This is a genomic window from Isoptericola sp. NPDC055063, assembly GCF_053608125.1.
In genome coordinates this window covers 203,074-225,356 of record NZ_JBSGUW010000006.1, presented here as the reverse complement: position 1 = coordinate 225,356, position 22,283 = coordinate 203,074, and the positions used below count along the sequence as shown (strand labels likewise).

Annotated in this window: 20 protein-coding genes; 10 read left to right on the top strand and 10 right to left on the bottom strand. The window is 74.7% G+C overall.

Annotation, left to right across the window (positions count from 1 at the left end; all coding sequences use genetic code 11):
• Nucleotides 1-22 precede the first annotated feature (22 nt).
• The gene (locus ACWF41_RS09615) at nucleotides 23-604 is read left to right on the top strand and encodes a TetR-like C-terminal domain-containing protein (RefSeq protein ID WP_380315845.1); all 582 of its coding nucleotides are present in this window, start codon (nucleotides 23-25) and stop codon (nucleotides 602-604) included.
• Between the two features lie 37 nt (nucleotides 605-641).
• On the opposite strand, the gene ACWF41_RS09610 is transcribed toward ACWF41_RS09615, so the two are convergent.
• The 4 genes from ACWF41_RS09610 to ACWF41_RS09595 form a co-directional block, all read right to left on the bottom strand.
• Nucleotides 642-1,442, bottom strand: coding sequence for a DUF4328 domain-containing protein (locus ACWF41_RS09610; protein WP_380315849.1), 801 nt, complete (start codon nucleotides 1,440-1,442; stop codon nucleotides 642-644).
• A gap of 107 nt (nucleotides 1,443-1,549) precedes the next feature.
• Nucleotides 1,550-3,235 carry a ribonuclease J gene (locus ACWF41_RS09605; RefSeq protein WP_380315852.1) on the bottom strand — a complete coding sequence of 562 codons (1,686 nt, stop codon included), beginning with the start codon at nucleotides 3,233-3,235 and terminating at the stop codon, nucleotides 1,550-1,552.
• A 22-nt stretch (nucleotides 3,236-3,257) separates the two neighbouring features.
• On the bottom strand, nucleotides 3,258-4,196 hold the full coding sequence (dapA, locus tag ACWF41_RS09600) for a 4-hydroxy-tetrahydrodipicolinate synthase (protein ID WP_380315855.1): 939 nt from the start codon (nucleotides 4,194-4,196) through the stop codon (nucleotides 3,258-3,260).
• 41 nt (nucleotides 4,197-4,237) lie between these two features.
• Nucleotides 4,238-4,765: an AAA family ATPase gene (locus ACWF41_RS09595; RefSeq protein WP_380315858.1), complete on the bottom strand. Its 528-nt coding sequence runs from the start codon at nucleotides 4,763-4,765 to the stop codon at nucleotides 4,238-4,240.
• A gap of 96 nt (nucleotides 4,766-4,861) precedes the next feature.
• On the opposite strand from ACWF41_RS09595, the gene ACWF41_RS09590 reads away from it, so the two are divergent.
• The 5 genes from ACWF41_RS09590 to ACWF41_RS09570 all read left to right on the top strand — a co-directional run bounded on the left by ACWF41_RS09590 (nucleotide 4,862) and on the right by ACWF41_RS09570 (nucleotide 10,473).
• Complete coding sequence (locus tag ACWF41_RS09590) at nucleotides 4,862-6,328, top strand: NAD-dependent succinate-semialdehyde dehydrogenase (RefSeq protein WP_380315861.1); 1,467 nt, start codon at nucleotides 4,862-4,864, stop codon at nucleotides 6,326-6,328.
• A 63-nt stretch (nucleotides 6,329-6,391) separates the two neighbouring features.
• On the top strand, nucleotides 6,392-7,102 hold the full coding sequence (locus ACWF41_RS09585) for an AzlC family ABC transporter permease (protein WP_380315864.1): 711 nt from the start codon (nucleotides 6,392-6,394) through the stop codon (nucleotides 7,100-7,102).
• Nucleotides 7,099-7,419: an AzlD domain-containing protein gene (locus ACWF41_RS09580; protein WP_380315867.1), complete on the top strand. Its 321-nt coding sequence runs from the start codon at nucleotides 7,099-7,101 to the stop codon at nucleotides 7,417-7,419. Before ACWF41_RS09585 ends, ACWF41_RS09580 begins: the two co-directional genes overlap by 4 nt.
• A gap of 83 nt (nucleotides 7,420-7,502) precedes the next feature.
• Complete coding sequence (locus tag ACWF41_RS09575; protein WP_380315870.1) at nucleotides 7,503-8,012, top strand: GNAT family N-acetyltransferase; 510 nt, start codon at nucleotides 7,503-7,505, stop codon at nucleotides 8,010-8,012.
• Nucleotides 8,013-8,130: 118 nt separating this feature from the next.
• A complete protein-coding gene (locus ACWF41_RS09570) occupies nucleotides 8,131-10,473 on the top strand; it encodes an aryl-beta-d-glycosidase (RefSeq protein WP_380315873.1) in 2,343 nt (780 codons plus the stop codon).
• A gap of 98 nt (nucleotides 10,474-10,571) precedes the next feature.
• Here ACWF41_RS09570 and ACWF41_RS09565 read toward each other — a convergent pair whose 3' ends face one another.
• Complete coding sequence (locus ACWF41_RS09565) at nucleotides 10,572-11,207, bottom strand: TetR/AcrR family transcriptional regulator (RefSeq protein ID WP_380325511.1); 636 nt, start codon at nucleotides 11,205-11,207, stop codon at nucleotides 10,572-10,574.
• Nucleotides 11,208-11,394: 187 nt separating this feature from the next.
• Between ACWF41_RS09565 and ACWF41_RS09560 the strand changes: the two genes are divergently transcribed.
• From ACWF41_RS09560 to ACWF41_RS09545, 4 genes are all read left to right on the top strand, one after another.
• Nucleotides 11,395-12,720, top strand: coding sequence for an MFS transporter (locus ACWF41_RS09560; protein WP_380325507.1), 1,326 nt, complete (start codon nucleotides 11,395-11,397; stop codon nucleotides 12,718-12,720).
• Nucleotides 12,720-14,603, top strand: a complete 1,884-nt coding sequence (locus tag ACWF41_RS09555) for a glycoside hydrolase family 3 protein (RefSeq protein ID WP_380325504.1) — start codon at nucleotides 12,720-12,722, stop codon at nucleotides 14,601-14,603. The genes ACWF41_RS09560 and ACWF41_RS09555 overlap by 1 nt, the downstream gene beginning before the upstream one ends.
• A gap of 46 nt (nucleotides 14,604-14,649) precedes the next feature.
• Entirely contained in the window at nucleotides 14,650-15,876 is a 1,227-nt protein-coding gene (locus ACWF41_RS09550; protein WP_380325501.1) for an MFS transporter, read from the top strand.
• Nucleotides 15,877-15,967: 91 nt separating this feature from the next.
• Nucleotides 15,968-16,675: a hypothetical protein gene (locus ACWF41_RS09545; protein WP_380325498.1), complete on the top strand. Its 708-nt coding sequence runs from the start codon at nucleotides 15,968-15,970 to the stop codon at nucleotides 16,673-16,675.
• Here ACWF41_RS09545 and ACWF41_RS09540 read toward each other — a convergent pair.
• From ACWF41_RS09540 to rpsO, 5 genes are all read right to left on the bottom strand, one after another.
• Nucleotides 16,653-17,129, bottom strand: a complete 477-nt coding sequence (locus tag ACWF41_RS09540; RefSeq protein WP_380325495.1) for a tetratricopeptide repeat protein — start codon at nucleotides 17,127-17,129, stop codon at nucleotides 16,653-16,655. The two genes, ACWF41_RS09545 and ACWF41_RS09540, sit on opposite strands and share 23 nt — an antisense overlap.
• Entirely contained in the window at nucleotides 17,126-17,905 is a 780-nt protein-coding gene (gene dapB, locus ACWF41_RS09535; RefSeq protein ID WP_380325492.1) for a 4-hydroxy-tetrahydrodipicolinate reductase, read from the bottom strand. Before dapB ends, ACWF41_RS09540 begins: the two co-directional genes overlap by 4 nt.
• Before the next feature lie 48 nt (nucleotides 17,906-17,953).
• Nucleotides 17,954-19,282 carry a M16 family metallopeptidase gene (locus ACWF41_RS09530; RefSeq protein ID WP_380347131.1) on the bottom strand — a complete coding sequence of 443 codons (1,329 nt, stop codon included), beginning with the start codon at nucleotides 19,280-19,282 and terminating at the stop codon, nucleotides 17,954-17,956.
• A gap of 7 nt (nucleotides 19,283-19,289) precedes the next feature.
• Complete coding sequence (locus ACWF41_RS09525) at nucleotides 19,290-21,518, bottom strand: polyribonucleotide nucleotidyltransferase (protein ID WP_380327024.1); 2,229 nt, start codon at nucleotides 21,516-21,518, stop codon at nucleotides 19,290-19,292.
• Between the two features lie 268 nt (nucleotides 21,519-21,786).
• A complete protein-coding gene (gene rpsO, locus ACWF41_RS09520) occupies nucleotides 21,787-22,056 on the bottom strand; it encodes a 30S ribosomal protein S15 (RefSeq protein WP_380243829.1) in 270 nt (89 codons plus the stop codon).
• Nucleotides 22,057-22,283 lie beyond the last annotated feature (227 nt).

Here is a 22,283-nt window from a genome sequence, read left to right as displayed (position 1 = left end):
TCAAGAGGTCTAGGCTCGCGGCATGCCCCGCCCCCGGCTCCACGACGACGCCCTGCGCACCCGCCTGCTCGAGGTCACGTCCGAGGCGCTGTCCACCGGAGGCGAGGCGGCCGTGACGGTGCGCGCGGTCGCCGCGGCGGCGGGCACCAGCGCGTCGGCCGTCTACGCCCTCTTCGGCTCCCGCGAGGACCTCCTCGCCGCCGTCAGCTGCGAGGGCTTCCGCCGTTTCGCCACCCACCTCGCCACCGTGCCGCGCACCGACGACCCCGCCGCCGACCTGCGCGCCCTCGGGGTGGCCTACCGTCGCAGCGCGCTGGCCGACCCGCACTTCTACCGGGCGATGTTCGACCGCGCCGTCCGGCCCGGGGCCGCCGCCCCGCCCGCCACCGAGCAGCCCACCTTCCTGGTGCTCCGCGACGCCGTGGCGCGCGTCCTCGCCGCCGCCCCGGACGACGTCGAGCCCGTGGCCGTCGGCCTCTGGGGCCTGGTCCACGGGCTCGTGTCGCTGGAGCTGTCCGGGCTGCTGCCCGGGGACGAGGGTGCGCGCGCCGCGCGGTACGACACCGCCGCCGGCGCCGTCGGGCCGGCGCTGCTCGCCCGCTGACGTCGCCTGCCGAGGTCGCCGGGTCAGGCCCACCGGGTCAGGCCACCGGTGCGGCCTTGGACCGCAGGCCGCGGGTGATCTCGCGCACCAGCCCGACCCAGAGGATCGCACCGGCCACGGTCGCGACCGCGGCGATCCCCTCGAACACCGGGATGGTCTCGGGGTCCCGGGTGCCGAGACCCGTCCCCGCGAAGGCGGCCTGGTTCGAGGCCCACAGCCCGACGAGCCAGCACGCCCACCACCAGCCGAACGCGGCGGACGGCGGACGCCCGACCACGGCGGCGCGCACGTCCCGCACGACCTGGAACGGGAACCACAGGGACACCACGGGGACCACCCAGCCGAGCCAGACCCACACCGGACGGCGGACCTGCCGCGCGCCGGGCGCCAGCGCCGTGGCGGCGGCGCGGGCCTGCTGCAGCCAGAGGCACGCGACCACGAACGTGGCCACCTGGACAGGGATGGCGACCGAGCCCAGCCCGTCGTACGCCGTCCAGACCGACAGGGCGTCCGTCCCCTCAGCGAGGGCCCGCTCGTACGGCTCGACCGCGGCGAACGACGTGGCCAGGAGGAGCACCTGCATCGCCGTCCAGGCGACGGCCATGGTGACGGCCGCGGTCGCGAGACCGGTCGGTGCGGCGGGCGCCGGGACCCAGCCGGCCGGACCCGGTCCGTACGGCCCGGGCGCCGCCGGGCCGGGTGGCGGCGGGAGCGGCGTCCCCGGCGGCGCGTAGGCGCCGTAGCGGGGCTGCGGCGCCGAGGACTCTGCGGGCACGGCGGGCGGCGTCGCGGGCGGGACCGCGCCGGACGGCGGGGCGAACGGGTCGGGCTGCGTCATCGAAGTCCTCCAGGAAAGGCGGCAGGGCCGCGCCAGCATAGTGGCGCGGCCCCGTGACCTGGGCTACCGCCCGACGGGCGGCGTGAGCGGTGCCCTCCGGCGTCCGCTCAGGCCTCGACGACCACCGGGACGATCATCGGGCGACGGCGCAGGCGCCGGTTCACCCACTGGCCGATGACGCGCCGCATCACCTGCTGCAGCTGGTAGGTGTCGGTGGCGCCGCCGGCGATCGCCTTCTCGAGCGCCGCGACCACGTCGGGCTGGACCTCCTCGAAGACCGCCGCGTCCTCGGCCATGCCGCGCGCGAGGATCTGCGGGCCGGCGAGCACCTTGCCCGTGGCGGTGTCGACCACCGCGAAGACCGAGACGAAGCCCTCCTCGGACAGCGTGCGGCGGTCCTTGAGCTCGTTCTCGGTGACGGCGCCGACGGTCGAGCCGTCGACGAAGACGTAGCCGCAGGGCACGGCGCCGACCACCGAGGCCTTGCCGTCCACGAGGTCAACGACGACGCCGTCCTCGGCGAGGACGACGCGGTCCGCGGGCACGCCGGTGCGGACCGCGAGCGCCCCGTTGGCCACCAGGTGGCGGACCTCGCCGTGCACCGGCATGACGTTCTTCGGCTTGAGCACGTTGTAGCAGTACAGGAGCTCGCCGGCGCTCGCGTGCCCGGAGACGTGCACCTTGGCGTTGCCGGAGTGCACGACGCGGGCGCCGAGGCGCGTGAGGCCGTTGATGACCCGGAACACGGAGTTCTCGTTGCCCGGGATGAGGGACGACGCGAGGATCACGGTGTCGCCGTGGCCCACCTGCACCTTGTGGTCGCCGTTGGCCATGCGGCTCAGGGCGGCCATCGGCTCGCCCTGGGAGCCGGTCGACATGTAGACGATGCGGTCGTCGGGCAGGCTCGCGGCCTGCTTCAGCTCGATGAGGACGCCCGGCGGGACGTCGAGGTAGCCGAGCTCGGCGGCGATGCCCATGTTGCGCACCATCGAGCGGCCCACGAGCGCGACCTTGCGGCCGTGCGCGTGCGCGGCGTTGAGCACCTGCTGCACGCGGTGCACGTGCGAGGAGAACGAGGCGACGACGATCCGCTTCTCCGCCTGCGCGAAGGCGGCGTCCAGCGCCGGCCCGATCTCCACCTCGTTGGTGACGAACCCGGGGACCTCGGCGTTGGTGGAGTCGACCATGAACAGGTCGACGCCCTTCTCCCCCAGGCGCGCGAAGGCGCGCAGGTCGGTGATGCGCCCGTCGAGCGGCAGCTGGTCCATCTTGAAGTCGCCGGTGTGCAGCACGGTGCCGGCGCCGGTCGTGACGGCGACGGCGAGCGCGTCCGGGATGGAGTGGTTGACGGCGACGAACTCGCAGTCGAAGGGGCCGAACCGCTCGGTCTGGTCCTCGGCCACGACGCGGAGCACCGGCTTGATGCGGTGCTCCTTGAGCTTCGCCTCGACGAACGCGAGCGTGAGCCGCGAGCCGACGAGCGGGATGTCCCGGCGCAGCCGCAGCAGGTAGGGCACGGCGCCGATGTGGTCCTCGTGCCCGTGGGTGAGGACGATCGCCTCGATGTCGTCGAGACGGTCCTTGATGTAGTCGAAGTCCGGCAGGATCAGGTCCACGCCGGGCTGGTGGTCCTCGGGGAAGAGGACGCCGCAGTCGATGACGAGCAGCCGCCCCTCGTACTCGAGGACGGCCATGTTGCGGCCCACCTCGCCCAGGCCGCCGAGGGCCACGATGCGCAGCCCCTTCGACGGGAGGGCGGGGGGCAGGGGAAGTTCGGGGTGAGGGTGGCTCACGGGGCCTCCAGGCCGGTCGGTCTTACGGAAGTGTGGTGGCGCCCGCACGGACGCCGTCGTTCAGGTAGCCCGCCGTCACGAGGGCGTCACGCAGCCGCGCGACGTCGTCCTCGGAGGCGGCCACGTTGGGCAGGCGCAGCTCGCGGTTGTCGAGCACGCCGAGCGCCTCGAGCGCGGCCTTGGCCATCACGGCCTGCGCACCGGCGCCGTTGAGCGCGTCGATCACGGGCACGGTGGGCAGGTAGGCCTGCAGGGCGCCGGCGGTGTCCCCGGCGTCCCAGCGGCGGACGACCTCGGCGAACGCCCCGCCCACGACGTGCGCGGAGACGGACACGACGCCGGCGCCGCCCATGGACAGGAACGGCAGCAGCAGGCTGTCGTCGCCCGAGTACCAGGCGAGGCCCGTCGCGGCCGCCAGGGGCGCGACGGACGACACGTCTCCGGTGGCGTCCTTCGTCGCGACGACCTGCGGGTGCCGCGCGATGCGCTCGTAGGTCGACGCCGCGATCCGGACGCAGGTGCGCCCCGGGACGTCGTAGAGCATCACGGGGAGCTCGGTGGCGTCGGCGACCGTCGCGAAGTGCCGGTACAGGCCGTCCTGCGACGGACGCGAGTAGTAGGGCGAGACGACGAGCAGCCCGTGCGCGCCGGCCTCCGCCGCCTGCTCCGCCATGCGCACGGCGTGCACGGTGTCGTTGGAGCCGGCGCCCGCAAGGACGTACGCCCGATCGCCGACCGCGTCCACGACGGCGCGCACGAGGTCGGCCTTCTCAGGGGCGTGGGTGGTCGGCGACTCGCCGGTGGTCCCCGACAGCACGAGCCCGTCGTTGCCGTCGTCCACCAGGCGCTTGGCCACCTTGACCGCCGCGTCCAGGTCCAGGTCGCCCGAGGGCGTCATGGGGGTCACCATCGCGGTGAGGACAGCGCCGAAGGGGCGCGCGGCGGAGGCGGCGAGCGTCATAGGGCAACCGTACCGGGCGCGGCCGCCCAGGGCGGACGGGATCACCCGTCGAGCAGGGCCCGCACCCGGCCCGCGACGGCGTCCACGTCGCTCGTCCCGGCGTCGACGCGGACCACGCCGGGCAGCGTCGCGACCGCGCGCAGGCCCGCGGCGTAGGCGGCCACCGCGTCCGCGTCCAGGCCCCGCCGGTGCGCCGCGTCGTCGTCGGCCACCCGGCGCGCGAGGGTCGCGGGGTCGGCCTCCAGGACCGCGTGCGCGAACCGCGCCCCGCCGTCGTCGGCGGCCCGCGCGAACCGCTCCACCTGGTCCGGGCGCGCCACGAGCTGCGGCACCACCACGTCGCCGCCGGTGCCCAGGTGCGAGCGCGCCATGTCGAGGGCGAGCCGCCGGGCCGGCTCCGCGGTGCCCGCGGGGTCGCCCGAGATCAGGGTGCGCACCACGTCCACGTCGAGCACGAGCGTGCCAGGCCGGCCCGCCGCGAGCGCCGTCGCGACGCTCGACTTCCCGACGCCGGGCAGCCCGTTGAGCAGCAGCAGCGTCACCGCGCCCTCGCTCCGCCCGTCGCCCACCCGTCGATCGTAGGGACACCTGCGCGGACCCTGCAGCGGGCGAAGGTCGTCCGCTCCCCGTGTCGAGCGGACCGAGCCCTGTGCATACTCGGGGGCATGAGCTCGCTCTCCCCCGCGCTCGTGGCCCACCTGCCGACCGGCATGCTCGCAGGCGGGCAGTGGACCGCGGCCTCGGGCGGGCGGACGTTCGAGGTCACCGACCCGGCCACCGGCGAGGTGCTGTTCGACGTCGCGGACGCCTCGCCCGAGGACGGGCGGCGGGCGCTCGCCTCCGCCGCCGACGCCGCGGCCGCGTGGCGCGCGGTGGCGCCCCGCGAGCGCTCGGAGCTCCTGCGCGCGGTCTACGAGCGGATCGTGGCGCGCGCCGACGCCTTCGCCTCCCTCATCACCGCCGAGTGCGGCAAGCCGCTCGCCGAGGCGCGGGCCGAGGTGGCGTACGGCGCGGACTTCCTGCGCTGGTACGCCGAGCAGGCCGTCCGCGCCGACGGGCTGGTGTGCACCGCTCCCGCCGGCGCGAACCGGCAGCTCGTGCACCGCCGCCCCGTCGGCCCGGCGCTCCTGATCACCCCGTGGAACTTCCCCATCGCGATGGCGACCCGCAAGATCGGGCCGGCGCTCGCCGCCGGCTGCACCATCGTGGTCAAGCCCGCCCACCAGACCCCGCTCACGACGATGCTCGTGGCCGAGGTGATCCGCTCCGAGCTCGCCGAGCGCGGCCTGCCCCGCGGCGTCGTGAACGTCGTGCCGACGGCGACCTCCGGCGACCTGGTCGCCCCGCTGCTGGGCGACGACCGGCTGCGCAAGCTCTCCTTCACGGGCTCCACGGCCGTCGGGCGCACCCTGCTGGGCCAGGCGGCGGGCCAGGTGCTGCGCACCTCGATGGAGCTCGGCGGCAACGCGCCGTTCGTCGTCTTCGCGGACGCGGACCTCGACGCGGCGGTCGACGGCGCCACCGTGGCCAAGCTCCGCAACGCCGGGCAGTCGTGCGTCGCGGCCAACCGCTTCCTGGTGCACGACTCCGTCGCCCGCGAGTTCGCGCGGCGGCTCGCCGACCGGTTCGCACGTCTGCGGGTGGGGCGGGGCGACTCCGACCGCGTCGACGTCGGGCCCCTCATCGACGCGAAGGCCGTCACCAAGGTCGCCGAGCTCGTCGACGACGCCACCGGCCGCGGCGCCCAGGTGCTCACCGGCGGAGGCCGCCCCGACGGGCCAGGCACGTTCTTCGAGCCCACCGTGCTGGCGGGTGTCGACGCGGACGCGCGGGTGGTGCGCGAGGAGATCTTCGGCCCGGTGGCGCCCGTCGTCGCGTTCGGGGACGACGACGAGGCGATCGCCCTCGCCAACGACACGGAGTACGGGCTCGCCGCCTATGCGTACACCACGTCCATCGACCGCGCCCTGCGCGTGGGGTCCGAGATCGACGCCGGGATGATCGGGATCAACCGCGGCATGGTCTCGGACGCGAGCGCGCCGTTCGGCGGCATGAAGCAGTCCGGCCTCGGGCGCGAGGGCGGCGAGGCGGGCCTCGAGGAGTACCTCGAGACCGTGTATGTCGCGCTCTGATCCGACACCTCGCCGCGACCGCTCTGTTTCCGCGGCGCCGCCGCGCCGTGATTTCCTACCGGCGTGACACGTGGACAGGGGCGAGACCCGGCGGTGCGCTCCGCCGTCCGCCAGGGGGCGTCGGTCGCGCTGGCCACCGGCCTGTACGGGATCTCGTTCGGTGCCCTGTCGGTCGTGGCGGGCGTGAGCGTGCCGCAGACGATGGCCCTCAGCCTCCTGCTCTTCTCCGGGGGGTCACAGTTCGCGCTCATCGGCGTGGTCGCCGCCGGCGGCTCCCCCGTCGCCGCGATCGCCACGTCCACCCTGCTCGGCGTGCGCAACACCCTGTACGGCGCCGTCGTCGCCCCGCTGCTCGAGGTGCGCGGCTGGCGGCGGCTGGCCGCCGCGCAGCTCACGATCGACGAGTCGACCGCGGTCGCCGTCGGGCAGCGGGAGCGGGCCGCGACGCGCGCCGGGTTCTGGGTCACGGGCGTCGGCGTCTTCGTCCTGTGGAACGCGTTCACCCTGCTGGGCGCGCTCGCCGGCGACGCGCTCGGCGACCCGCGCGCCTGGGGGCTGGACGCCGCGGCCGGCGCCGCGTTCCTCGCCCTCGTGTGGCCGCGGCTCGCGGCGCGGCAGGCGCAGGTCGTCGCCGCGATCGCCGTCGCCGTGACCGCCGCGCTGATCCCCCTGGTGCCCGCAGGGCTGCCCGTGCTTGCCGCGGCCGCCGCCGCGATCGTCGTCGGGGCCGTCGCCGGACCGCGCCCCGCCGACGGCCGGAAGGAGGCCGCATGACCACCACCGTGCTGTGGGTGACCGTGCTCGTCGCGTCCCTGCTCAGCTTCGCGCTCAAGCTCGCCGGCCACCTCGTGCCCGAGCACTGGCTCGCCACCGAGCGGGTGCAGCGCACCTCGACGCTCGTCACCGTGGCGCTGCTGGTCTCCCTCGTCGTCGTCCAGACGTTCGCGGACGGGCAGGCCCTCGCCGTGGACGCCCGGGTGCCCGCGCTCGCCGTCGCGGCGATCGCCCTCGCGCTGCGCGCGCCCTTCATCCTCGTCGTCGTGCTCGCGGCCGCCACCGCGGCGGGCCTGCGCGCCCTCGGCTGGGGCTGAGGCGCTGTTCCCGGTCTCGGACCGCCCGGGAGCCGCCCCGGACCCTGCGCCGGACCCCGCCCCGAACTCACTAGGGTGGCCCGATGGCACTCTTCCGCGAGACGGCCGACGTCTCGGTCCGCCCGGCCGTCCCCGGCGACGAGGACGCGGTGACCCGCGTCCAGGTGTCCGCGTGGCGGCGGGCGCACGAGACGGCGCTCGGCGACGGCGTCGTCGACGCGCTCGACGTCGCGACGATGCGCGAGCGCTGGTCGCAGGCGATCACCGCGCCGCCCGGGCCCGGCTTCGCGGTGTTCGTCGCGCTCGACGGCGCCGAGGTCGTGGGGTTCGCGGCCGTCGGTCCCGGCCAGCTCGTGGGGCTCGAGGTGGAGCCCCGCCACCAGCGCGGCGGCCACGGGTCGCGCCTGCTGTCGGCGGCGGTGGACCGGCTGCGCGCCGACGGCGCCGAGGAGCTCGTCACCTGGGTGCTCGACGACGACTCCGCCCGCGAGCAGTTCCTCTCGTCGGCGGGCCTGGGGCCCGACGGCATGACCCGCACCCTGGCGACGGGCGTGCGGGACGTCGTCGAGCGTCGCTGGTCCGCCGCGATCTGACCGGGGCGCGCCGAGCGCACGCGCGTCGGAGACGGCGGCGATCACGTTTCCTACCGAACGGTAGGGTTCTTGTTACGCTGGCTCCGTCGTACCGTCGCCGACCCTTGGAGCGCCCACCGTGACCCTCGACCAGACCGCGCCAGCCAGCACGCCCGCCACCACCTCCCCCGCCACCCCGGGCGCGCCGTTCGACGTCGAGCGCGTGCTCGCGTCCCTCACGCTCGAGGAGAAGGCGTCCCTGCTGTCCGGCCTCGACTTCTGGCACACCCAGCCCGTCGAGCGCGACGGGGAGACCCTCGTCCCGTCGGTCATGGTCACCGACGGCCCCCACGGCCTGCGCAAGCAGGACGAGTCCGCCGACCACCTGGGCCTGGGCGCCAGCGTGCCCGCCACCTGCTTCCCCACGGCCGCCGCGCTCGGGTCCAGCTGGGACGCCGACCTGCTGCGCCGCGTCGGCGAGGCGCTCGGCCGCGAGACCCGCGCGAACGACGTCGCCGTCCTGCTGGGCCCGGGCGTGAACATCAAGCGGTCGCCGCTGTGCGGGCGCAACTTCGAGTACTTCTCCGAGGACCCGGTGGTGGCCGGCGACCTCGCCGCCGCGCTCGTCGACGGCATCCAGTCCCAGGGCGTCGGGACCTCGCTGAAGCACTTCGCCGCCAACAACCAGGAGGCGGACCGGATGCGCGTGTCCGCCGACGTGGACGAGCGCACGCTGCGCGAGATCTACCTGCCGGCCTTCGAGCGGGTCGTCAGGCGGTCGCGGCCGTGGACCGTCATGTGCGCCTACAACAAGGTCAACGGCGTCTACGCCTCGCAGCACGACTGGCTGCTGACCACCGTGCTCCGCGACGAGTGGGGCTTCGACGGCCTCGTCGTCTCCGACTGGGGCGCCGTGCGCGACCGGGTCGCCGGGGTCGCCGCCGGCCTCGACCTGGAGATGCCGTCCTCGGGCGGCCGCACCGACGCCGAGGTCGTCGCCGCCGTCCGTTCCGGCGCGCTCGACGAGGCCCTCGTGAACGCCGCCGCCCGCCGCGTGCTGCGGCTCGTCGCCCGGTCGCTCCCGGCAGCCGAGGCCCCCGGGACGTTCGACGTCGACGCCCACCACGCGCTGGCCCGCGAGGCCGCCGCCGCGGGCACGGTGCTGCTCAAGAACGACGCCGTCGACAGCCCGACCGGCACGGCGCCGTTGCTGCCCCTGGCGCCCGAGGCGCTCGCCGGCGTCGCCGTCGTCGGCGAGCTCGCGCGCACCCCGCGCTACCAGGGCGCCGGCTCCTCGCAGGTCAACCCGACCCGGCTCGACGACGCCCTCACCGCGCTCCGCGAGGCGGCGGGGGCCGACGTCCCGTTCGCCCCCGGCTACCCCCTCGCCGAGGGCCCCGACGACGACCGGCCGGCCGAGGCCCTGGTCGCCGAGGCCGTCGAGACCGCGCGCGGCGCGGGCACGGTCCTGGTGTTCCTCGGCCTGCCCGCCGCCTACGAGTCCGAGGGCTACGACCGCGACCACCTCGACCTCCCCGCCGACCAGGTGGCGCTGCTGGAGGCCGTCGCGGCGGTCAACCCGCGGGTCGTCGTCGCCCTCGCGGGCGGTTCCGCGATCTCCGTCGCCGGCTGGCAGGACGCCGTGCCCGCGCTGCTCACCGGCTGGCTCGGCGGGCAGGCCGGCGGCTCCGCCGTCGTCGACGTCCTCACCGGCGCCGTCGCGCCGTCCGGCCGCCTCACCGAGACGCTGCCGCTGCGCCTCGAGGACACCCCGGCGTTCGGGAACTTCCCGGGCGAGCTCGGCCACGTCCGCTACGGCGAGGGCGTGCTGGTGGGCTACCGCTGGTACGACGCCCGCAAGGTCGGCGTCGCCTACCCGTTCGGGCACGGCCTGACCTACACGACGTTCGCCTACGACGACGCCACCGCCGAGGTCACCGGCGCCGGGGCGGACGCCCGCGTGCGCGTGGCGGTGCGCGTGACGAACACCGGCGCCGCTGCGGGCGCCGAGGTCGTCCAGGTGTACGTGGGCGACCCGCAGGCCCAGGTGCAGCGCCCCGAGCGCGAGCTCAAGGCGTTCGCCAAGGTGTTCCTCGAGCCCGGCGCGTCCCAGGTGGTGACGCTCGACCTCGACGCCCGCGACCTGTCGTACTGGCACCCCGTGCTGCGCCGCTGGGTGCTCGAGGGCGGCGAGTTCCGGATCGGGGTCGGCGCGTCGTCGCGCGACCTGCGCGCCGAGCTCGTCGTGGACGTCGTCGGCGAGGACGTGACGCTCCCGCTGCACGAGCTGTCCACCCTCGGCGAGGCGCTGGCGCACCCCGTCGCCGCGGCCGCGATCCGGCCCGCGCTCGAGGCGACGCCGCTCGACCCGACGATGCTCGCCATGGCCACGGACATGCCCCTGGCCGTCATCGCGGACTTCGGGCTCGCCGGGTTCGACCGCGCCGCGCTGGCCCACCTCGTCGAGGCCGCGAACGCCTGACACCCCGGCCCGCCTCGAGCAAGCGATCCGTCGCGCCATCCGCGCCGATGGCGCGACGGATCGCTTGCTCGAAGGCGATTTGGCCGGCGGGCCCCCGGTCAGGCCGCCGGGTCGACGAGGATCAGGTCGAGGTAGGACCGCAGGTCGCCGGCCATGTCGACGCGCTCGGCGCGCGGGCGCTCGAGCGAGTACAGCCACTGCACCTGCAGCCCGTCCATGAGCGCGACGATCGCCCGCGCGGCGACGGCCGGGTCGACGCCGTCGCGCAGCCGGTCGTCGGCGGCCAGCCGCTGCAGCTCCACCCGGACGCGCTCGACGGTGTCCGCGTAGCGCCGCGCGAAGTAGTCGTGCGCGGGGTGGTCGACGGATGTCGCCTCGGCGGCGAGCCCGGTGAAGACCTCGACCACCGGCCGCCGCAGGGCGTTGCGCTGCACCAGGCGCACGAGCGCCTCGAACATCGAGCGGCCCTGCTCGACGTCGGTGTCGAAGTCCGCGAAGTCGACGGCGTCGCGGTGCTCCAGCACCGCCTCGAGCAGCGCGACCTTCGTCGGGAAGTGATGCAGCAGCCCCGGGTGCGAGATGCCGACGCGCGCCGCGATCTCGCGCAGGGACGCCCCGTGGTAGCCCACCTCGCCGAACGCGACGATCGCCGCCTGCAGGATCTCCTCGCGCTTCGCACGCCCCTTGGCGTAGCCGCGCCCGCGGCCGGCCGGTTCCGTCGTCGTATCGCTCACGTGCGCCATTGTCCCCCGCCGTCCCGTCTCGACCGACTCGTCCCGACGGTTCCTCCACGCCCCGGTCACGCCGGGGTGTCGAATCAATACCTACCATGCGGTAGCCTTCCTTCACCGACCATACGGTAGGCATTGGTCGAAGGCGCCGGCCCGACGACGGACCGGCCAGACACCCAGGAGTCCGTCCATGGCAGATGTTCAGGCCGCACCGGCCGGCCAGTCCCCCGCGTCCCCGACCGTGCCGCCGCCCCCGGGCGCCGGCACGCCGCACCGCGAGGGACGCGTCGCGAGCACGGGGGTCGTGGTGGCGTACGTCCTCGCCTACTTCACGCTCTACATCGCGCTGCTCACGCCGGTCATCAGCACCCTCGCGCTCAAGGTGGACGCCCTGTCCACCCCGGAGAACCGCGCCGGGAACCTCGCGCTCGTCACCGGCGTCGGCGCGTTCTTCGCCTTCGTCGCCAACCCGCTCGCGGGCGCCCTGTCCGACCGCACCACGTCGCGCCTCGGCATGCGCCGTCCCTGGCTGCTGTGGGGCGTGCTGCTCGGCAGCATCGGCCTGCTGCTCATCGCGTTCGCCCCCACGATCGGCGTGGTGGTGCTCGGGTGGGCCGTCGCCCAGCTGGCGTTCAACGGCACCCAGGCCGCGCTCCAGGCGATCCTGCCCGACCAGGTCGCGGAGCGGCAGCGCGCCCGCGTCTCGGGCCTGCTCGGCATGGTGCAGCAGCTCGCGCCCCTGGTCGGCATCGGCCTCGCCTTCGGGTTCACCGCCGCGGGCGCGGACCAGATCTGGATCTTCGTGGTCCCGACCGCTCTCGCGCTCGTCGGCGTCCTCGCCCTCGTCCTCGTCCTCCAGGACCGGCACCTGCCGAAGGGCGACCTCGAGGCCTTCCGCCTGGGCGCCTTCCTCCAGGGCTTCTGGGTGTCGCCGCGCCGCTACCCCGACTTCGCGTGGGCGTTCCTCGGCCGCTTCCTCATGCTGTTCGGCTTCGCGCTCTACAACACCTACCAGCTGTACTTCCTGTCCGACCGGTTCGGCTTCGACAGCGCGACGGCCCTGAGCTGGCAGCTGCGCCTCATGATCGTCCAGGCCGTGGTGCTCGTCATCGCGTCCACGGTGGGCGGCGCCCTCTCCGACCGCACCGGCCGCCGCAAGGTCTTCGTCGTGGTCGCCACGCTCCTGGCCGGCGCCGGCCTGGCCGTGTTCGCCGTCGCGCACGACCCGGCGATGCTCTACGTCGGCGCGTCCCTGTTCGGCGCGGGCCTCGGCGCCTACTTCGCCGTCGACCTCGCGCTCGTCACCGACGTGCTGCCCAACGCCGAGACCGAGGCCGCCAAGAACATGGGCGTCTTCAACATCGCCAACGCGCTGCCCCAGTCGGTGGCGCCGGCCCTCGCCCCGGCCTTCCTCGCCATCGGCGGGGGCGGCAACTACACCGCCCTGTTCGCCATCTCCGCGGTCATCGTCGCCGTCGGCGCCGTGGCCACCATGTTCATCCGAGGAGCCCGCTGATGACCGACGCGACGACCGTCGAGACCCTGTCCCCCGTCCCCGCCGACGCCCCGTACCGGGACGCGTCGCGCCCCGTCGCCGAGCGCGTCGCCGACCTCCTGGGCCGCATGACCCTCGAGGAGAAGGCTGGACAGCTCTTCCAGACCATGATCGAGGTGGGCACCGGCGGCACGCTGTCCGAGGGCCCGTCCGCCATGGGCGTGCCCGCCACCACCGACATGGTGGTGGAGCGCGGCATGACGCACTTCAACGTCCTCATGGCCCCGCCCACGGCCCGCGAGTTCGCCCTCTGGCACAACCGGCTCCAGGAGCTCGCCGCGTCCACCCGGCTCGGCATCCCGGTGACCGTCTCCACCGACCCGCGGCACGCCTTCACGGACAACCCCGGCACGGCGATGCTGTCCGGACCGTTCTCCCAGTGGCCCGAGACGCTCGGCCTCGCCGCCACCCGCGACGAGCGCCTCGTCGAGGAGCACGCCGACGCGGCCCGCCGCGAGTACCTCGCGGTCGGCATCCGCACCGCGCTGCACCCCCAGGTGGACCTCGCGACCGAGCCCCGCTGGGCCCGCGCGAACGGCACCTTCGGCGAGGACGCGGAGCTCACCGGCCGGATGGGCGCCGCGTACGTGCGCGGCTTCCAGGCCACCGGCGACGTCGCCCGCGAGGCCGGCCTGCCCGGGACCTTCGGCGCGGCGTCGGTCTCGACGATGACGAAGCACTTCCCGGGCGGCGGCCCGCAGGCCGACGGCGAGGACCCGCACTTCGCCTACGGGCGCGAGCAGGTGTACCCCGGGGGCCGGTTCGCCGAGCACCTGGCTCCGTTCCGTGAGCTCCTCGCCGCCGGGACCCGCCAGATGATGCCCTACTACGGCATGCCCGTGGGCCTCGAGGCCGACCTCGGCGACGGCCCCGAGGACGTCGAGCAGGTGGGCTTCGGCTTCAACCGGCAGGTCCTCACGCGGCTGCTACGCGAGGACCTCGGCTTCGACGGGATCGTCTGCACCGACTGGGGCCTGGTCTCGGACGCCGAGATCATGGGGCGACCCTTCCCGGCCCGCGCCTGGGGGGTCGAGCACCTGACGCCGCTCGACCGCGTCGAGCGGATCCTCGCCGCCGGTGCCGACCAGCTCGGCGGCGAGGCCTGCCCGGAGCTCGTGGTGGAGCTCGTCCGCGCCGGCCGCGTCACCGAGGACCGCCTCGACGTGTCCGTCGCGCGCCTGCTGCGCGAGAAGTTCGAGCTGGGCCTGTTCGACGGCGCCCGGTTCGTGGACGCCGACGCCGCGGCGTCCCTCGTCGGGCACGCCGACCTCGTCGCCGCCGGGCGCCGCGCGCAGTCGCGGTCCGTGACCGTGCTCGCGTCCGCCGCGAGCGGCGCCGCCCACCTCCCGCTCGCGCAGGGGCTGCGCGTGTACGCGGAGGGCGCGGCCGACCTCGGCGACTCGGCCGACCTCGAGGGCATGACCGTCGTCGCGACGCCGGCGGAGGCCGACGTGGCGCTGCTGCGCCTCAAGGCTCCGTACGAGGACCGCGGCCCCGGCTTCGAGGGCTTCTTCCACGCCGGCTCGCTGGACTTCCCCGCCGAGGTCGTCGCCCGCGTGGCGGAGGTCGCCGCGCAGGTGCCGACCGTCGTCGACGTCTACCTCGACCGGCCCGCCGTCCTCGCGCCCGTGCTCGAGGCGCTCGGCGACCACGGCACCCTGGTGGCGGACTTCGGCGCCTCCACGCCCGCGCTGCTCGACGCCCTCACCGGCGTCGTGCCGCCCGAGGGCCGCCTGCCGTTCGACCTGCCGCGCTCCATGGCCGCCGTCGAGGCCTCCCGCGAGGACGTGCCGTTCGACACCGCCGACCCGTTGTTCCGGTTCGGCCACGGCCTCGAGGTCTGACACGGGCGACGTCATGGGTGCGCCGCGCCGGTGGCAGGATGAGGCGGTGCCCCACCCCTCCGGTCCTGCGCCCGACCCTGCCCACGAGCCCGCCGAGCCCGGCCCGGTGACCCACCGCACCGTGCGTGACGCCGCCGCCGGGATCGCCGTGCTCGGCGTGGCCAACTTCGTCGCGATCACCACCGAGGTGCTGCCCGTGGGCCTGCTGCCGCAGGTCGCGCGGGGCGTCGGGGTGAGCGAGTCGACGGCGGGGCTGCTGGTCACCGTCTACGCGTTCGTGGTCGCCGCGTGCGCCGTGCCGCTGACCGTCGCCACCCGGTCGCTGGCCCGCAAGCCTCTGCTGCTGGGCACGCTCGCCACCTACGCGGCGAGCAACCTGCTGGTCGCCGTGGCGCCGTCGTACGCGGTGGTGGCGGGGGCGCGTGTCCTCGGCGGGCTCGGGCACGCGATCTTCTTCTCCGTGTCGATCGCGTACGCGGCCCGCCTCGTCAGCCCCCTGTACACGGGCCGGGCGCTCACGCTCGTCACCGCCGGCGGCACCCTCGGCTTCGTGCTGGGCGTGCCGCTGTCCACGTCGCTCGGCGCCGCGGTGGGCTGGCGCTGGTCGTTCGGCGTCCTCGCCGCCGTCTGCGCCGTGACGGCGCTGCTCGTCGCGCGCCTCCTGCCGTCCGTCGCGGTCGAGCCCGCCGCGCCGCGCGACGCCGACGCCGCCCGCCGCGGGCGCGCCCGGCTGGGGCTCGTCGTCGGCACCAACACGGTGCTCTTCGGCGGGCAGTACACCGTCTACACCTACATCTCCGTGATCCTCCTGGCCGCAGGGCTGTCGGAGGCGGCCGTCGGCCCGGTGCTCCTGGTGTTCGGGGCGCTCGGCCTCGTCGGGCTGTGGGGCGCGGCCCGCTACCTCGACCGCAGCCCCCGCGCCCTGACGATCGTCGCGATGGCGACGATCGCCGTCGCACTCGTCGCGGTCGCGCTGGCCCTGCCCGGCGCCGTGGGGGTGCTCGTCGCGGCGGGCGTGTGGCTCGCCGCCTTCGGTGCCATCCCCGCCACCTTCCAGGCGGCGGCGCTGCGCACCCAGGGGGCGACTCCCGACGTCGCGGGCGCCTTCGTCAACGCGACCTCCAACTTCGGGATCGGCCTCGGCGCCGCCGTGGGCGCCGTGATCGTCGCCGGGCCCGGGCCCGGGACCCTCGCGCTCACCGGCGCGGGCATCGTCGCGGTCGCGCTCGTCGCCGTGCTCGTGGCCCGGCAGTCCTTCCCTCGGCAGGCCTGACCGACCTGGTCGCCGGTGCGTCGCGCGACCCGTAGCCCGACCGTCACGGCACCGTGACGCGCCCGTAGCACCGCGGTGCGACCGTGCTCGCATGGACCACGCCGCGGCCCGGGGCGCCCGGGCACCGATCGTCACGGACTACTTCGCGGCGCCCACCGACGCGGTCGCCGCGACCGTCGTGCACCAGGAGGTGGGCCCGTCGGTCGTGGCGCGCGGGTCGGGGCTCCCCCTCTTCGACACGGTGCGGCTCCCGGCGGTGGAGCCGTTCGTCATGCTCGGGCGGATCTCCGCGGCCCTGTGCGGCCAGCCCTACGCCGAGGTCACGGCGCACCCGCGCCACGGCGCCGTCGTCGACGGCGCGGACGAGGGCCCGTGGGTGGTGACCGTCTCGGACGAGCTCGCTCGAGCTCTCGCCGGCGCGACGCCGGACCGGCTCGCCGCCCTCGCCCGCTCGGCCGCCACGCTCCCGGGCCCCGTGCCACCCGACCGGCTGGCCACCGCCCTCGTGGCCCTCGGCGAGCTCGCCGACCGCGCGGCCCGGGTGCGCCACGCCCTCTACTGCTGGACGCGGCTGGCGCCGCCCGACGCCCCCGCCGACGGCCTGGACGATGCGCTCGACGGTGGGCTCGGTGGGGTCGGTGGGGTCGGTGGGGTCGGTGGGGTCGGTGGGGTCGGTGGGGTCGGTGGGATCGGTGGGGTCGGTGGGGTCGGTGGGGTCGGTGGGATCGGTGGGGTCGGTGGCCTTGGCGGGCTCGTGGTGGAACCGACGGCCCCGGTCAGGCCCCCTCGCCGGGCGTGAACAGGGAGGACGCCGTGCGCAGGGTGGCGCGCGCCCGGCGCCGGTCGCCCGCCGCGTCATAGGCGAACGCCAGGTGGTACCAGGCCTTCCAACTCTCCGGGTCCTGCTCGACGGCGGCGCGTCGCTCGTCGAAGGCCGCGTCGGCGGCGGCGCGGTCGATCCGGCCGCCGGGCGAGCGCGGGAGGTCGTCCACCGGCAGCTCACCGGCGGCGGCGAGGACGTCCGCCATCCGCTGCACGCGCGTCGCGAGCCGGTACTCCTTCGCGATGAGCAGGATGACGAGCAGCGGGATGACGAGCACCGCGACGCCGATCGCGACGAGCACCGGCTCGCCCGACCCGATCATCGCCACGCCGCGCCAGGCGATCGCCCAGACGTACAGCGCGAGCAGAGCGGTGACGACGAGCGCCCCCACGAGCCCCCGCGGCGCCCGCCGGCGCGGCACGTCGCTCACGACAGGTCCAGCACGTTCTCGAGCCCCACGGTCAGCCCCGGACGGTTCCCGACCTCGCGCACCGCGAGCAGCACCCCGGGCATGAACGACGCCCGGTCGAACGAGTCCTGCCGGATCACCAGCTGCTCGCCCTCGTTGCCGAAGAGGATCTCCTCGTGCGCGACGAGTCCCCGCAGCCGCACGGCGTGCACGCGCACCCCGTCGACGTCGGCGCCGCGCGCCTCGACGCCCGTCTCGGTGGCGTCGGGCATCGCAGCCAGGCCGGCCTCGGCCCGGGCACGCGCGATCGCGGCCGCGGTGTGCCGCGCCGTGCCCGACGGGGCGTCCACCTTGTCGGGGTGGTGCAGCTCGACCACCTCGGCCGACTCGAAGTACCGCGCGGCCTTCGCCGCGAAGGTCATCGCCAGCACGGCCGACAGCCCGAAGTTCGGCGCGATGAGCACGCCCAGCCCGGCCTCGCCGGCCTCGGCGCGCTCGGCGTTCACGCTCTCCAGGTGGTCGGACACGCGGCCCCGGGACGCGTCGTCCCAGCCCGTCGTGCCGACGACGGCGTGCGAGCCCGCGTCCAGCACGGCGTGCACGTTGGCCTCGGTCGCCGCCGGGACGCTGAAGTCCACGACGACGTCCGCCCCTGCCAGGGTGGCCACGTCCACGGCGTCCCCGGAGCCGAGCCGGGCGCCGAGCTCCAGGCCCGGCGCCGCCTCGACGGCACGGCAGACGGTGGCGCCCATGCGCCCCGCCGCGCCGAGCACGGCCACCACGAGGGTCTTGCTCATGCGATCAGGTCTCCGATCTCGTTCGTCAGGTCGGTCGGCGGACGGTGTTCAGTCGCCGAAGGGGCCCACGCGGACCACCGAGCGGGGCCGCGACGCCAGGTCGGCCGCGAGGGCGCGCACGTCCTCGGCGGTCACCGCGCGCACGCGATCGAGCGACTCCTCGAGGCTGAGCAGCTCGCCGTACACCAGCTCGGCCTTGCCCAGGCGGCTCATCCGCGACCCCGAGTCCTCGAGTCCCAGCACGAGCCCGCCGGAGAGCTGGCCGATGCTGCGCTGCAGCTCGGCGTCGGTGATGGGCTCGGACGCCATGCGCTCGAGCTCTTCGACCAGCAGCTCGGTGACCTGGTCGACCTTGGCGGGCGAGCAGCCCGCGTACAGGCCGAACGTGCCGAGGCCGCCGTGCCCGGAGGCGAAGGAGTACGTCGTGTAGGCGAGTCCGCGGCGCTCGCGCACCTCCTGGAACAGGCGGGACGACATGCCGCCGCCCAGGACGGCGTTGAGCACCGACAGGGTGAAGCGGCGGTCGTCGGTGGCGGCCAGGCCCGTGGACCCCACGATGACGTTCGCCTGCTCCACCTGGCGCCGCACGGTCAGCTCGACGCCCTCGTCCGGGACGCCCGCGCGGTCCGCGGCGGTCGCCCGGCGGTCGCGCGGCGCGGCACCGGCAGCGAGGTCCCAGCCGCCGGCGTCCAGCGCGCCCGTGACCTGCGCGACGAGCGCGTCGTGGTCCACCCCGCCCGCGGCAGAGACCACGAGGGTCTCGGGCCGGTAGTGCCAGCGGTAGTGCTCCCAGACGGCGTCGCGTGGCACGGCGCGGATGGTGTCCGGGGTGCCGCCGATCGGGCGGCCCAGCGGGTGCGTGCCGAGCACGGCGGCGGAGAACTCCTCGTGCACGACGTCGCCCGGGTCGTCGTCGTTCATCGCGAGCTCTTCGAGGATCACGCCGCGCTCGGTCTCGAGCTCGCCCTCGTCGAGGCGGGCCGAGGTGACCATGTCGGCGATGACGTCGACCGCCATCGGCAGGTCGGCGTCGAGCACCCGCGCGTAGTAGCAGGTGTGCTCCTTGCCGGTGGCGGCGTTGGCCTCGCCGCCCACGGCGTCGAACGCCTCGGCGATGTCCATCGCCGAGCGGCGGGGCGTGCCCTTGAACAGCAGGTGCTCGAGGAAGTGGGTCGAGCCGAAGTGACCGTCGGTCTCGTCGCGCGAGCCCACGCCGACCCAGGCGCCCACCGTCGCCGAGCGCAGGCCCGGCATCGTCTCGGTGAGCACACGAACACCGCCGGGCAGGACGGTGCGACGGATCGTCGCACCGTCCTGCCCGGCGGTCAGGTCGGCACCGGGCTCGCCCGCGGGGACGAGCGGAAGGTGCCAGGTCATCGGAGCGTCAGGCCTCCGCGGGGGTCTCGGCGGCGGGCTCGTCGGCCTTCTCGTCCTCGGTCACCGCGACCAGCGACAGCTTGCCGCGCGGGTCGATCTCGCCGATCTCGACCTGGACCTTCTGGCCCACGGACAGCACGTCGTCGACGTTCTCGACGCGCTTGCCACCCACGAGCTTGCGGATCTGGCTGATGTGCAGCAGGCCGTCCTTGCCCGGCGAGAGCGAGATGAACGCGCCGAACGACGTCGTCTTGACGACGGTGCCGACGAAGCGCTCCCCCACCTCGGGGACGTGCGGGTTGGCGATCGCATTGATCGCCGCGCGGGCGGCCTCGGCCGAGGGGCCGTCGGTGGCGCCGATGTAGACGGTGCCGTCGTCCTCGATGGAGATGTCCGCGCCCGTCTCCTCCTGGATCTGGTTGATCATCTTGCCCTTGGGCCCGATGACCTCGCCGATCTTGTCGACCGGCACCTTCACAGTGATGACGCGCGGCGCGTTCGGGGACATCTCGTCGGGCACGTCGATCGCCTCGGCGAGCACCTCGAGGATGGTCAGGCGCGCGTCGCGGGCCTGGGTCAGCGCGCCGGCCAGGACCGACGCGGGGATGCCGTCGAGCTTGGTGTCGAGCTGGATGGCCGTGACGAACTCGCTGGTGCCGGCGACCTTGAAGTCCATGTCGCCGAACGCGTCCTCGGCGCCCAGGATGTCGGTCAGCGCCGCGTAGCGGGTCTCACCGTCGACGGTGTCGGAGATGAGGCCCATCGCGATGCCCGCGACCGGGGCCTTCAGCGGGACGCCCGCGTTGAGCAGAGACAGCGTCGAGGCGCAGACGGAGCCCATCGACGTGGAGCCGTTCGAGCCCAGCGCCTCGGAGACCTGGCGGATCGCGTAGGGGAACTCCTCGCGGCTCGGCAGCACGGGCACGAGGGCCCGCTCGGCCAGCGCGCCGTGGCCGATCTCGCGGCGCTTCGGGCTGCCGACGCGGCCCGTCTCGCCCGTGGAGAACGGCGGGAAGTTGTAGTTGTGCATGTAGCGCTTGCGCGTGACCGGCCCGAGCGAGTCGATCTGCTGCTCCATGCGCAGCATGTTCAGCGTGGTGACGCCCAGGATCTGGGTCTCGCCGCGCTCGAACAGGGCGGAGCCGTGCACGCGCGGGATGACCTCGACCTCGGCGGACAGGGTGCGGATGTCCGCGAGCCCACGGCCGTCGATGCGGACGCCGTCGGTGAGGACGCGCTGGCGGATGAGCTTCTTCTGCAGCGCGCGGTACGCGGCCGACAGCTCCTTCTCGCGACCCTCGAAGGCCTCGGCGGTCAGGGCGCTGACCATGCCGGCCTTGATCTCGTCGAGGCGGTTCTCGCGGTCCTGCTTGTCCGCGATGGCGAGCGCGTCGCCCAGCGCGGAGCCGACCTCGGCCTCGACGGCGGCGAACGCGTCGTCCTGGTAGTCGAGGAAGACCGGGAAGTCCTTGACCTCCTTGGCCGCCTGGGCGGCGAGCGAGGCCTGCGCCTCGCAGAGGGCCTTGAGGAACGGCTTCGACGCCTCGATGCCCTGGGCGACGACCTCCTCGGTCGGCGCGGCGACGCCCTCGTTCTTGATGAGCTTCCAGGCGTCGTCGGTCGCCTCGGCCTCGATCATCGCGATGGCGACGTCGTCGCCCACGATGCGGCCGGCCACGACCATGTTGAACACGGCGCGCTCGAGGTCCGAGTACTTCGGGAACGCGACCCACTGGCCGTCGATCAGCGCGACGCGGACACCCGCGACCGGGCCGGAGAACGGCAGGCCGGAGATCTGCGTGGACGCCGACGCGGCGTTGATCGCCAGCACGTCGTAGGCGTCGTCGGGGTGGATGGCCAGGACGTCGATGACGACCTGGACCTCGTTGCGCAGACCCTTGACGAACAGGGGGCGCAGCGGGCGGTCGATGAGGCGGCAGGCCAGGATCGCCTCGGTCGAGGGACGACCCTCGCGGCGGAAGAACGAGCCGGGGATCTTGCCGGCGGCGTACTGCCGCTCCTCGACGTCCACCGTCAGGGGGAAGAAGTCGAACTGGTCCTTGGGGTGCTTGCCGGCCGTCGTGGCCGACAGCAGCATCGTCTCGCCGTCCAGGTACGCGGCGACGGAGCCGGCGGCCTGGCGGGCGAGGCGGCCCGTCTCGAAGCGGACGGTGCGGGTGCCGAAGCGGCCGTTGTCGATGACGGCCTCGGCGAACTGGATCTCGGGACCCTCCACGGGTGCCCTCCTTGATCTCGAGGGCGCCGCCACGGCTCGGCGGTCTTCGATCGAGGCCCACGGAGCCGGGCCCGGCCGGGGCCGGACGGTTCGGGGGGCCACTACCGAGGACCGGACGAGAATCCGGCGGCGCGGTGGTGGCGTGGCGGGCGTCGCCCGCCATCGTGCGGTCTGGGTGTGCCGGCGCGACCGTCACGGTCGCACCGACAGGGACATCACACCAGACCAGCCCGGCCCCTGCGAGAGGTGACCGGGCTGGCAGGCGGAGTCAGCGGCGCAGGCCGAGGCGCTGGATCAGCGCGCGGTAGCGCTCGATGTCGACCTTCTGCAGGTAGCCCTGCAGGCGGCGGCGCTGGCCGACGAGGAGGAGCAGGCCACGACGCGAGTGGTGGTCGTGCTTGTGCTCCTTGAGGTGCTCGTTCAGGTCGTTGATGCGCTGGGTCAGCAGCGCGATCTGCACCTCGGGCGAGCCGGTGTCGCCCTCGTGAGTGGCGTACTCGGTGATGATGGACTGCTTGGTGGCAGCGTCGAGCGGCATGGCTCTCCTTCGGTGTCGTTGCGCGGTGCTCCGGGACTCGTTCACCGGGGCGCTCTGGATCCGCGGCCGTTCATACGGCCCCACCATGCTACCAGCGCGGGGGAAGACAGGGAGAAAGAGGAGGGGGGGGGGGGGGGGGAAAAAAAAGATCGGGCGAAAGATCAGGGCGAAGAGGATGGGAAGCGATCTCTAGGTCACTACGAGAGGGAACGAGAATCACAGAGCGG

What these genes read in the sequence shown, in the direction of transcription:
- ACWF41_RS09615 (WP_380315845.1), top strand. Translation starts at nt 23, where the DNA reads ATGCCCCGCCCCCGGCTCCACGACGACGCCCTGCGCACCCGCCTGCTC.
- ACWF41_RS09610 (WP_380315849.1), bottom strand. Translation starts at nt 1,442, where the DNA reads ATGACGCAGCCCGACCCGTTCGCCCCGCCGTCCGGCGCGGTCCCGCCC.
- dapA (WP_380315855.1), bottom strand. Translation starts at nt 4,196, where the DNA reads ATGACGCTCGCCGCCTCCGCCGCGCGCCCCTTCGGCGCTGTCCTCACC.
- ACWF41_RS09590 (WP_380315861.1), top strand. Translation starts at nt 4,862, where the DNA reads ATGAGCTCGCTCTCCCCCGCGCTCGTGGCCCACCTGCCGACCGGCATG.
- ACWF41_RS09580 (WP_380315867.1), top strand. Translation starts at nt 7,099, where the DNA reads ATGACCACCACCGTGCTGTGGGTGACCGTGCTCGTCGCGTCCCTGCTC.
- ACWF41_RS09575 (WP_380315870.1), top strand. Translation starts at nt 7,503, where the DNA reads ATGGCACTCTTCCGCGAGACGGCCGACGTCTCGGTCCGCCCGGCCGTC.
- ACWF41_RS09560 (WP_380325507.1), top strand. Translation starts at nt 11,395, where the DNA reads ATGGCAGATGTTCAGGCCGCACCGGCCGGCCAGTCCCCCGCGTCCCCG.
- ACWF41_RS09555 (WP_380325504.1), top strand. Translation starts at nt 12,720, where the DNA reads ATGACCGACGCGACGACCGTCGAGACCCTGTCCCCCGTCCCCGCCGAC.
- ACWF41_RS09545 (WP_380325498.1), top strand. Translation starts at nt 15,968, where the DNA reads ATGGACCACGCCGCGGCCCGGGGCGCCCGGGCACCGATCGTCACGGAC.
- dapB (WP_380325492.1), bottom strand. Translation starts at nt 17,905, where the DNA reads ATGAGCAAGACCCTCGTGGTGGCCGTGCTCGGCGCGGCGGGGCGCATG.
- ACWF41_RS09530 (WP_380347131.1), bottom strand. Translation starts at nt 19,282, where the DNA reads ATGACCTGGCACCTTCCGCTCGTCCCCGCGGGCGAGCCCGGTGCCGAC.
- rpsO (WP_380243829.1), bottom strand. Translation starts at nt 22,056, where the DNA reads ATGCCGCTCGACGCTGCCACCAAGCAGTCCATCATCACCGAGTACGCC.